The sequence below is a fragment of the Citrobacter sp. TBCS-14 genome (genome assembly GCF_005280805.1).
GTDB lineage: Bacteria > Pseudomonadota > Gammaproteobacteria > Enterobacterales > Enterobacteriaceae > Citrobacter > Citrobacter gillenii.
In genome coordinates, this window is sequence record NZ_SZWM01001226.1 from 1 (window position 1) to 257 (window position 257).

Genomic DNA, 257 nt, shown 5'->3' on the forward strand with positions numbered 1-257 from the left:
CGTTGATGCCACCCGTACCGCCCACGATAATAGAGCCTGTGGCACTGGTGGTTACTTCGGCATTTTTGTTATTGGCGCTGACGTGGATCCCCACGTTATTCGTGCCGTTGACGTTAATCTTGCCGTCGTTGCGGATTTCCTGATTATTTTCCGTGCCGCTGTCACGCACGGAGATGCCGTAGTTCTTGTTGTTCCCCGCATCCCCATTACCATTGATGACGATGTTGCCCGTATTCAGTACGTTGCCTGTTGCGTTG

General features: G+C 52.5%; 1 protein-coding gene. It reads right to left on the reverse strand.

Translation table 11 applies throughout. The features are described 5' to 3' along the window. Positions 1–257 (reverse strand): hypothetical protein (locus tag FDX22_RS26375; RefSeq protein WP_146718014.1); only part of this gene is annotated, 257 nt, incomplete at both ends.